Raw genomic sequence first — 9,908 nt, 5'->3', positions numbered from 1 at the left:
GCCGGGCCACCGCAGCGGCGGCCCGGCCGTCCCAAGACTCGCCGTTACGGCTGGGGGTGGTGCGCCGGGATGGGCGGCAGCTCGCCCGTGGCCTCGTACGCGCTCAGCATCTCGATGCGGCGGGTGTGCCGCTCCTCGCCGCTGTACGGGGTGTTGAGGAAGATCTCGACGAACCGGGTCGCCTCCTCCTCGGTGTGCATCCGGCCGCCGACGGACAGCACGTTGGCGTCGTTGTGCTCGCGCCCGAGCTGGGCGGTCTGCTCGCTCCAGGCCAGTGCGGCCCGTACGCCCTTGACCTTGTTGGCGGCGATCTGCTCGCCGTTGCCGGAGCCGCCGATCACGATGCCCAGGCTGTCCGGGTCCGCGGCGGTCCGCTCGGCCGCCCGCAGGCAGAACGGCGGATAGTCGTCCTGGGCGTCGTAGATGTGCGGGCCGACGTCGACGGGGTCGTGGCCGTGGGCCCCCAGCCACTCGACGAGGTGGTTCTTGAGTTCGTAACCGGCATGGTCGGAGCCGAGGTACACGCGCATGGCGTCGAGTGTGGCACGTCCGGGAGCGGGCAGACGCTCCAGGGTGCTGCTACCGAGGGTGAATACAACATTACGGATCAGGGGCTTCCGTAAGACGCCTTCGAAAAGCTGTAATGCCTGGACCCGTAACCGCCTGCATGCCGGTTACGGAACGCCGTCCTGCCAAAGACTGCAGCTAAGGAACGTGCACAAATATGAGCGCGACACCACCGATCACGACAAAGGCGTCGGCCACCGGTGATCCGAGCAGCACCCCAGATTCTCATGAACCTCAAGACAGCCTCAAGGCCGGACTGAAAAATCGCCACCTCTCGATGATCGCCATCGGCGGCGTCATCGGGGCGGGCCTGTTCGTCGGCTCCGGCGCGGGCATCGCCAAGGCGGGACCCGGCATCCTCATCTCGTACGCGCTCGCCGGCCTCCTGGTCGTGCTCGTGATGCGGATGCTCGGCGAGATGGCGGCCGCCGACCCGGCCTCCGGCTCCTTCTCCGCCTACGCGGACCGAGCGCTCGGCCGCTGGGCCGGGTTCACCATCGGCTGGCTGTACTGGTTCTTCTGGGCCGTCGTGCTCGCCGTCGAGGCGACCGCCGGCGCGACCATCCTCAACGGGTGGATACCGGCCGTCCCGCAGTGGGGCTGGTCGCTGATCGTCATGATCCTCCTGACCGCGACCAACCTCGTCTCGGTCGGCTCGTACGGCGAGTTCGAGTTCTGGTTCGCCGGCATCAAGGTCGTGGCGATCGCCGTGTTCATCGTCGTCGCGGCCCTCGCCGTCTTCGGCGTGCTGCCGGACACCCACGCGGTGGGGCTGGGGAATCTGACCGGGCAGGGCGGCTTCCTGCCGAACGGGCCGGGCACCATCCTCTCCGGCATGCTGCTCGTCGTCTTCTCCTTCATGGGCAGCGAGATCGTCACCCTGGCCGCGGGCGAGTCCGAGAACCCCGAGAAGATGGTCGCCAGGGCCACCAACAGCGTGATCTGGCGCATCGGCATCTTCTACCTGGGCTCGATCCTCCTCGTCGTGACGCTGCTGCCGTGGAACGACCCGGAGATCGTCAAGGTCGGCCCGTACGTCGCCGTGCTCAACCAGATCGGCATCCCGCACGCCGGCACCGTCATGGACGTCATCGTGCTGACCGCCGTGCTCTCCTGTCTCAACTCCGGCCTCTACACCGCCTCCCGCATGGCCTTCTCCCTCGGCCAGCGCGGTGACGCGCCGAAGTCCTTCGGCCAGGTCAACAAGCGCGGCGTGCCCGCCGTCGCGATCTGGTCCTCGGTGGCCTTCGGCTTCGTCGCCGTCATCTTCAACTACACCTCGCCGGACACCGTCTTCAACTTCCTGCTCAACTCGTCCGGCGCGGTCGCCCTCTTCGTCTGGCTCGTCATCTGCTTCTCGCAGCTGCGGATGCGCCGGGTCATCGAGCGCGACATGCCCGAGCGGCACACGGTCAAGATGTGGCTCTTCCCGTATCTGACCTACGCGACCATCGCGGTGATCATCTTCGTGGTGGGCTACATGTTCTACGACGACGCGGGCCGCAAGCAGATGATCATGTCCGTGGTCGTGGGCGCGCTGGTGCTGGCCGTCGGTCTGATCCTGGACCGCCGCCGTCACCGGGTGCGGAACGAGTCCTTGGCGCGCGAGTAGACGTCGAGGGCGGTGGCGCGCACGGGGTCCAGGTACCAGACGCTGACCTGGTACGTACGGCCCCCGTTCGTGAAGCCGAGCTGCTGGCCGTGGCCCGGCTGACCGCCCTGGAGGAAGGCGTATTCCCAGATCACGGCCGGGTTGCCGTGGAACGTGGTGCGTTCCAGCCGCTGCTTGCGGTAGCCCGGCCGCCCCTGGTAGTCCCGCTCGAAGCGCTGCCAGTGCGTCAGCAGGTCCTCCGTCGTACGGCCCTGGGAGGCCGACAGTTCGACGGTGCCGTCCTTGGGGCTGTAGCTGATGTCGCTCGGGCTGCGCTCGGTGCGGTTCCAGCCGGAGGGCGGGGCCCAGCTGAAACCGTCCTCCTGGCGCTGCGCCGCGGCGGTGTCCGCCGGCCGCGAACCGCTCGCCGAAGCCGAACCGCTCGGCGACTTCTCCTGGGGCGAGGCCGCGCTGCTCCGGGCGGCCGAGGAGCCGGCAGACCCAGACGACGCAGAGCCGCCGGTGTCCGGCCCCTGGAGGGCGAAGACCACCCCGGCCGTCACCGCCGAGACCGCCACCACGGCGGCGGCCGCCATCATCGCCGTCCTGCGCCGCGCGCCGCGGGGCGGCGCGTCGCGTACGGGCACGTCGGCCACGGTGGGGTCGTGGGACGGCGGGGCGGGTGACCGCTGCTCCGGCTGCTGCCGACGGGGCGGTACGGGCTCCTCCCGCGGGGGCGACACGGGCGGCGGCGGCTGCTCGGCGAGGACCGTCGGCGGGTGCGGCCGCTGCTCGGGCGCCGGCTCGGCCAGCGGCGCGAGCTCCGACTCCGTCCCGTCGAGCGTCGGGCGCCGCCCCGGCTCCTTTTGCAGCAGCTCCGCCAGCGTCGGCCGCAGCGGGCCCGCCGTGTCCGGGATCTCCGGCTCCTCGTACAGCACGGCGTGCAGCGTGGCGAGCGTCGTCGCCCGCATGAACGGAGACCGGCCGCCGACCGCCGCGCACAGCGTGGCCCCGAGCGACCACAGGTCCGAGGGCGGCCCCTGCTCGCGGCCCTCGATACGCTCCGGGGCCATGTACTCCGGCGAGCCGACCAGCGTGCCGGCCATCGTCAGCGCCGCCGCGTCCTGCATCGCGGCGATGCCGAAGTCCGTGAGGACGATCCGGCCGCGCACCGTGAGCAGGACGTTGCCCGGCTTGATGTCGCGGTGCAGCACGCCGACGGCGTGCACCGAGCGCAGTGCGCGGGTCAGGCCGAGCCCGATCCGGGCGGCCTCGTGCGGCGTCACCGGGCCGTCCTGCGTCAGGACCTGTTCGAGCGACCGGGCGTCGACCAGCTCCATCACGATCCACAGCCGGTCGTCCTCCTCCGCCACGTCGTAGACCCGCACGACGTTGGGGTGGTCGATACGGGCCGTGGCCCGCGCCTCGCGCAGACTGCGTTCGCGCGCCACGGCGCTGTCCTCGCCGACGAGTTCGTCGAGCCGTATCTCCTTGGCGGCCACCGGCCGGCCGAGCACTTCGTCGCGGGCGCGCCACACGCGTCCCATTCCGCCCCGCCCGATCAATTCCAGCAGCCGGTAGCGATCGACCACCAATCGCCCCTGCACCTCGCCGCTCTTGTTTCCCACCAGGCCCGCCCCCATTACGGAAATAGCTTCCCGTACCCCTCACGAACGCAATCTTGTGGTACCTATTCAAATACTTCTGTAGAGACTACAGATAGGGGGGAACGAAAATGCGACGAAGTAATCAGCGACGATCCTTATGGGTAGTGGCCGTCACCGGTGCGATGCTGCTGCTGCCCTTCGAGGCGCTGGCCGCCGAGCCGTCGCCCGGCAGCAGCGAGGGTGGCAGTCCGGGGGCGAGCGCCCCGGCCGGCTACAAGATCAGCACGGAGCTGCCGGCCAAGATCTCCGTCGACAAGAAGACCGGGAAAACCGCGCTGACCGCGAAGGTCACCAACAAGGGAACCAAGGCGACCGGAGCGATCACGCTCAGCGTCGTGGGGTTCCAGGGGATGCGCGTCAACGCCGTCAAGGGCTGCACGGCCATCCCGACCGCACAATTGCCACCGGGTTCGAACAGCGGATTCGCCTGCCCCATCGATAAACTGGCCGCGGGAAAGAGCCGCAGCTACCAGGTCGACGCGAGCTTCGATCTGAAGAAGACCGGGCAGATCTGCCTCCCGGTCACCCTGGGCAACACCAAGACCGTGCTGTGGCAGCAGGGCCCGGTCCAGTTCGGCACCACCGACACCAGCTCCGACGCGCCCGACACCCCGCTGCTGCTCGGCACGCGGAACGTACCGGCCGGCTCGTCGGGGAAGAGCCCGTCGCCCGGCCCGAGCAAGAGCGAGCTGCCCAGTACGGGCACGCCGTCGTCCCTCCCGCTGACCGGCGGGATCGCCGTGGTGCTGCTGGCCACGGGCGCGGCGGGGATCTGGCTGACGACCCGTAAGCACGGCCGCCACTGAGCGCGCGGCGCGCCGGAGCGCCAACGGGTCACGAGGATCAAACGGGACACGAGGATCAGCGGAGCACGGCACGGCGGGTCCGGCCCGTCAGCGCGCCGGACCCGTACACGACACCGGGGCCCGCGTCCGATCCCCTCGGACGCGGGCCCCGGCCCGTACGGGCGTGTCTCCCGTGCTCAGCCGCGGCGGCCGAGCAGCTTCCAGGCGGCGGGCAGCGCGCCCATCGCGAGCGCGGCCTTGAGCGCGTCGCCGATGAGGAACGGGGTCAGACCGGCCGCGACGGCCGCGGAGAGCGAGATGTGCGTGCTCAGCGCGAGGTAGGGGACGCCGATCCCGTAGATCAGCGCGGAGCCGAGCGCCATGGTGCCCGCGGTGCGCAGCGGGGAGCGGTCCGCGCCGCGGCGGGCCAGCGAGCCGACGACGGTCGCGGCGAGCAGCATGCCCAGCACGTAACCGAAGGTCGCGCCGCCCGCGCCCGCCGCGCCGTTCGCGAACCAGGGCATGCCGGCCATGCCGACCAGGGCGTACAGCGCGAGGGAGAGGAAGCCGCGGCGCGCGCCGAGGGCGGTGCCGACCAGCAGGGCGGCGAAGGTCTGGCCGGTGACCGGGACCGGGGAGCCCGGGACCGGGACGGCTATCTGGGCGGCGACGCCGGTGAGGGCGGCTCCGCCGAGGACGAGGGCGGCGTCGCGGACGCGGGCCCGTGCGCCGGTCGAGGCGGGGAGCAGATCGGCGAGGACCGTACCGGTCCGGGAAGCTGTGGCGGCGGCGGTGGCCATCGGTTACTCCGCGGGGTCGAGGGGGCGGTTAACGACAGTGCGACGTTAGCGGAGGGGCTCTCCGTGATCACGGTATGGCGGTGACAAAGCCGGGCGGCCGGTCTTGGAGAGTTCCGATCGGGGCCGTGATTTCCCGGCCCGCCTGGGGGTTCGCCGGTTCCCGGGGGCCGCGTGAGGCTTGTCACGCGGCGACGGGGGTTTGCGCGGCGCGGTCGGGCGCGGGGACACTGTGGTCCTTCTGACCACACATTGGTCACTCTGACCACGCCTCGCCTCGGGAGTCACGAGCGTTATGCAGCAGGACGCAGCACGTGCCGTCGAGTCCCGTACCGACGGTCCGAGAGAGCCGCTCGCCGCCGGGCTCAAACAGCGCCATATGACGATGCTCGGGCTGGGCGGGGTGATCGGCGCCGGGCTGTTCGTGGGCTCGGGCGCGGGCATCGCCGTCGCGGGGCCCGGCATCGTCGTCTCGTATCTGATCGCGGGCGCGCTCGCGATGCTGGTGATGCGGATGCTCGGCGAGATGTCCGCGGCGATGCCTGCCTCGGGCGCGTTCTCGGTGCACGCGGAGCGGGCGCTGGGGCGGTGGGCCGGCTTCTCGGTGGGCTGGCTGTACTGGTTCCTGCTGGTCGTCGTGTTGGCGGTGGAGGCGACGGGCGCGGCGCAGATCGCGAACGGCTGGGTGCCGTCGGTGCCGCAGTGGGCGTGGGTGCTGCTGTTCATGGTGGTGTTCACCTGCGCCAATCTCGCGGCGGTGCGCAACTTCGGCGAGTTCGAGTTCTGGTTCGCCACGCTCAAGGTCACGGCGATCATTCTGTTTCTGGCGCTGAGCCTGCTGGCGATCTTCGGGGTGCTGCCCGACACACACGCGGTGGGGCTCACCAACCTCACCGGGCAGGGCGGTTTCCTGCCGAACGGCTGGAGCGGGGTGACCTCCGGCGTGCTCGCCGTGGTCTTCGCCTTCGGCGGCCTGGAGGTCGTCACCATCGCGGCCGCCGAGTCGGACGACCCGGGGCGCGCGGTGGGCCGCGCGGTGCGCAGCGCCGTGTGGCGCATCCTCTTCTTCTACGTCGGCTCGATGCTCGTCATCGTCGCCCTCCTCCCCTGGTCCTCGATGCGGCCGGGGAAGAGCCCGTACGTGGCGGTGCTGGACGCGATCGGGGTGCCGGCCGCCGGGCAGATCATGAACATCGTGGTGTTCGTGGCGCTGCTGTCCGCCCTCAACGCCAACCTCTACGGCTCGTCCCGGATGGTCTTCTCGCTGGCCGAGCGCGGCGAGGCGCCGCGCTCGCTGCTGGCGGTGTCGGGCGGCGGGGTGCCGCGGCGGGCGGTGCTCGCGTCGGTCGCCTTCGGCTTCGTCTCCGTGCTGCTGAATCTGAAGTGGCCGGATTCGATCTTCCAGTACCTGCTGAACGCGGTGGGCGCGGTGCTGCTCTTCGTCTGGGGGCTGATCGCCGCCTCGCAGCTGCGGCTGCGCCGACGACTGGAGCGCGAGCTCCCGGACCGCCTCACCCTGCGGATGTGGGGTTTCCCCTGGCTGACGTGGGCGGCGCTGGCCGCGATGGCGACGGTGCTGGTGCTGATGCTGTTCGACGACTCGGCCCGGCCGCAGCTGCTGTGGTCGGCGGGGGCCACGGGCGTGGTGCTGCTGGTGTCCCTGCTCAGGGAGTGGCGGCTGCGCGGGGCGGCGCGGTAGCGCGGGGTACGCGGGACTGGGCTCGGCAAGGCGGCACGGCAGAACAGGCTTCGGCAGGGCCGGATACGCGGGATTCGGACGTACGGAACCGACGCCGCCCGCACGGGATTCGGACGTACGGAGTCCGGTAACGCACAGCGCACGATGCCGCACAGAGACGTTTCTGACGACCACTCAGGTACACACAGTCACGATCAGGACTGAATATCGAACACCTCTGTCACGCCTGTTGTCCTGAGCGAACACGCGCCCCACACTGAGGTCCCTCCTTACCGATCTCACGCCTGAGGACAGCCACGACCATGACTCGGACCCCTGCGTCCTCCGCGCATGAGCGCGAGGTCTCCGGCGCACCAAGCGCCCCCGTAGCGCCCGGCGACGCATCACTGTCGAACGGCCTCAAACAGCGCCACCTGTCGATGATCGCGCTGGGCGGTGTGATCGGCGCGGGCCTCTTCGTGGGGTCGGGCGCGGGCATCGCCAAGGCCGGGCCCGGCATCGTGCTCGCGTACGCGGTCTCCGGTCTGCTGGTGATGCTCGTGATGCGGATGCTCGGCGAGCTGTCCGCGGCCAACCCGGCGTCGGGCACCTTCTCCGTGCACGCCGAACGCGCGATAGGCCCGTGGGCGGGGTTCACCGCGGGGTGGATGTTCTGGGTCGAGCTGTGCGTGGGCATCGCGGTCGAGGCGATCGGCGCGGCGGCCATCATGGTCTCGTGGTTCCCCGCCACGTCCTCGTGGATGTGGGTCCTGCTGTTCATGGTCCTCTTCTGCGGTACGAACCTCGCGGCGGTGGGCAACTTCGGCGAGTTCGAATTCTGGTTCGCGACGCTGAAGGTCGGCGCGATCGGCGTCTTCCTGGTGCTGGGCGTGCTCGCCGTCCTCGGGCTGCTGCCGGGCACCAGCTCGCCGGGGTCCGACAACCTCACCGGCGCGGGCGGCTTCCTGCCGAACGGCCTGAACGGCCTGATCATCGGCCTGCTGGCGTCCGTGTTCGCCTACGGCGGCCTGGAGACCGTGACGATCGCGGCGGCCGAGTCGGAGCACCCGGTGCGCGGCGTCGCGAAGGCGGTCCGCACCGCGATGTGGCGCATCGCCCTCTTCTACGTCGGCTCGATGCTGGTGGTCGTCACGCTGATCCCGTGGGACGACAAGTCGGTGGTCAAGGACGGCCCGTACGTCGCGGTCCTGGACCACCTCGACATTCCCGCGGCCGGCCAGATCATGAACGTCATCGTGCTGATCGCCCTGCTCTCCGCGATGAACGCCAATATCTACGGCGCGTCCCGGATGTCGTACTCGCTCGTGGCCCGCGGCCAGGGCCCCAAGTTCCTCGGCCGGACCTTCGGCGGCGTCCCCCGGCTGACCGTGCTCGCCTCCTCCGCCTTCGGTTTCTTCGCGGTGCTGCTCAGCTACTGGTGGCCGGAGACCGTCTTCAAGTGGCTGCTGTACATGACCGGCGCCGCCGTGCTCGTGGTGTGGGCCTTCATCGCGGCCACCCAGCTGCTGTCGCGGCGCCGGCTCCAGCGCGAGGCGCCCGAGCGGCTCGTCGTGCGGATGTGGCTCTTCCCGTATCTGACCTGGGCGGCGCTGATCGCCATCGTCGGCGTGCTGGCGCTGATGCTCCGCGAGGAGGACACCCGGCTCCAGCTGTACTTCACCGCCGGGCTGACGGTCGTGCTGGCACTCGTCGGATACCTGCGACAGCGGGCGGTAGCCGCCAAGAACTGACGCGGCGCACGCTCCTGACCGGGGCGGGGCAGGTCCTGATCTTCAGGTCCTACCCCGCCTCGGTCTTTTGTCGCAGGACGCCACCCTTTCCCGCGTTTGGATTGCTCCTGCTGGTAGCGTCTACCTGCAAGTTAATTGCAACACGCAGTCGGAGAGGGCTCGGCATGGCCATCTACACACTTCCTGAACTCCCGTATGACTACTCGGCGCTGGCTCCGGTCATCAGCCCCGAGATCATCGAACTGCACCACGACAAGCACCACGCGGCGTACGTCAAGGGTGCGAACGACACCCTGGAGCAGCTTGAGGAGGCCCGGGACAAGGACCAGTGGGGCTCGATCAACGGCCTGGAGAAGAACCTGGCCTTCCACCTCTCCGGCCACATCCTGCACTCCATCTACTGGCACAACATGACCGGTGACGGCGGCGGCGAGCCGCTGGACAAGGACGGCGTGGGCGGCCTCGCGGACGCCATCGCGGAGTCCTTCGGCTCCTTCGCCAAGTTCAAGGCCCAGCTGACCAAGGCGTCGGCCACCACGCAGGGCTCGGGCTGGGGCGTCCTCGCGTACGAGCCGGTCACCGGCCGCCTCATCGTCGAGCAGATCTACGACCACCAGGGCAACGTCGGCCAGGGCTCGGTCCCGATCCTGGTCTTCGACGCCTGGGAGCACGCCTTCTACCTTCAGTACAAGAACCAGAAGGTGGACTTCATCGAGGCCATGTGGCAGGTCGTCAACTGGCAGGACGTGGCCAAGCGCTACACCGCCGCCAAGGAGCGGGCCAATAACCTGCTGTTGGCTCCGTAGCGAAGAGCGTCCTGCCTCGTGATCGTCTTCTCAACCTTCGCTTGGCAGGCGGATAGACAGACGGCCCCCGCGAGGACGTGACTCGCGAGGGCCGTCTGCTTTTGCACTGTCGCGCCGTCTAACAGCCGCCTAGACTCCGCTACCTCCTGAATGTCCGGACTGTCCGAGGAGGTGCCATGGCGCTGTACTGCACCAGTTGCAAGCGCGACGAGCCGCACCGGCAACTCAACAGCGCGGAGAAGGAATGGCTGATGGACCGCCTGCGC

The 9,908-nt window shown here is 69.8% G+C and carries 8 protein-coding genes; 5 read left to right on the top strand and 3 right to left on the bottom strand.

Going from position 1 to position 9,908, the window contains the following annotated elements; genetic code table 11:
• Nucleotides 1-44: 44 nt before the first annotated feature.
• Complete coding sequence (locus ACFU99_RS20150; RefSeq protein WP_384393812.1) at nt 45-530, bottom strand: ribose-5-phosphate isomerase; 486 nt, start codon at nt 528-530, stop codon at nt 45-47.
• A gap of 194 nt (nt 531-724) precedes the next feature.
• Between ACFU99_RS20150 and ACFU99_RS20145 the strand changes: the two genes are divergently transcribed.
• Nucleotides 725-2,179 carry an amino acid permease gene (locus ACFU99_RS20145; RefSeq protein ID WP_384393810.1) on the top strand — a complete coding sequence of 485 codons (1,455 nt, stop codon included), beginning with the start codon at nt 725-727 and terminating at the stop codon, nt 2,177-2,179.
• On the opposite strand, the gene ACFU99_RS20140 is transcribed toward ACFU99_RS20145, so the two are convergent.
• Nucleotides 2,143-3,786 carry a serine/threonine-protein kinase gene (locus tag ACFU99_RS20140; protein WP_384393807.1) on the bottom strand — a complete coding sequence of 548 codons (1,644 nt, stop codon included), beginning with the start codon at nt 3,784-3,786 and terminating at the stop codon, nt 2,143-2,145. The genes ACFU99_RS20145 and ACFU99_RS20140 overlap by 37 nt on opposite strands.
• Before the next feature lie 143 nt (nt 3,787-3,929).
• Between ACFU99_RS20140 and ACFU99_RS20135 the strand changes: the two genes are divergently transcribed.
• Nucleotides 3,930-4,631 carry a hypothetical protein gene (locus ACFU99_RS20135; RefSeq protein WP_384393805.1) on the top strand — a complete coding sequence of 234 codons (702 nt, stop codon included), beginning with the start codon at nt 3,930-3,932 and terminating at the stop codon, nt 4,629-4,631.
• A 176-nt stretch (nt 4,632-4,807) separates the two neighbouring features.
• Here ACFU99_RS20135 and ACFU99_RS20130 read toward each other — a convergent pair whose 3' ends face one another.
• Nucleotides 4,808-5,410 carry a biotin transporter BioY gene (locus ACFU99_RS20130; RefSeq protein WP_384393802.1) on the bottom strand — a complete coding sequence of 201 codons (603 nt, stop codon included), beginning with the start codon at nt 5,408-5,410 and terminating at the stop codon, nt 4,808-4,810.
• Between the two features lie 292 nt (nt 5,411-5,702).
• On the opposite strand from ACFU99_RS20130, the gene ACFU99_RS20125 reads away from it, so the two are divergent.
• The 3 genes from ACFU99_RS20125 (at nt 5,703) to ACFU99_RS20115 (ending at nt 9,642) form a co-directional block, all read left to right on the top strand.
• On the top strand, nt 5,703-7,106 hold the full coding sequence (locus ACFU99_RS20125) for an amino acid permease (RefSeq protein ID WP_384393799.1): 1,404 nt from the start codon (nt 5,703-5,705) through the stop codon (nt 7,104-7,106).
• A gap of 302 nt (nt 7,107-7,408) precedes the next feature.
• Nucleotides 7,409-8,836 (top strand): amino acid permease, encoded by a 1,428-nt coding sequence (locus tag ACFU99_RS20120; RefSeq protein ID WP_384393797.1) that lies wholly within the window; start codon nt 7,409-7,411, stop codon nt 8,834-8,836.
• 164 nt (nt 8,837-9,000) lie between these two features.
• Nucleotides 9,001-9,642, top strand: a complete 642-nt coding sequence (locus ACFU99_RS20115) for a superoxide dismutase (RefSeq protein ID WP_363229816.1) — start codon at nt 9,001-9,003, stop codon at nt 9,640-9,642.
• Nucleotides 9,643-9,908: the final 266 nt, after the last annotated feature.

The sequence above is a fragment of the Streptomyces sp. NPDC057654 genome, from assembly GCF_042800135.1.
In the GTDB taxonomy this organism is placed as follows: Bacteria; Actinomycetota; Actinomycetes; order Streptomycetales; family Streptomycetaceae; genus Streptomyces.
Note: the sequence above shows the minus strand (reverse complement) of the source record. Positions and strands in the feature narration are given on the sequence as shown.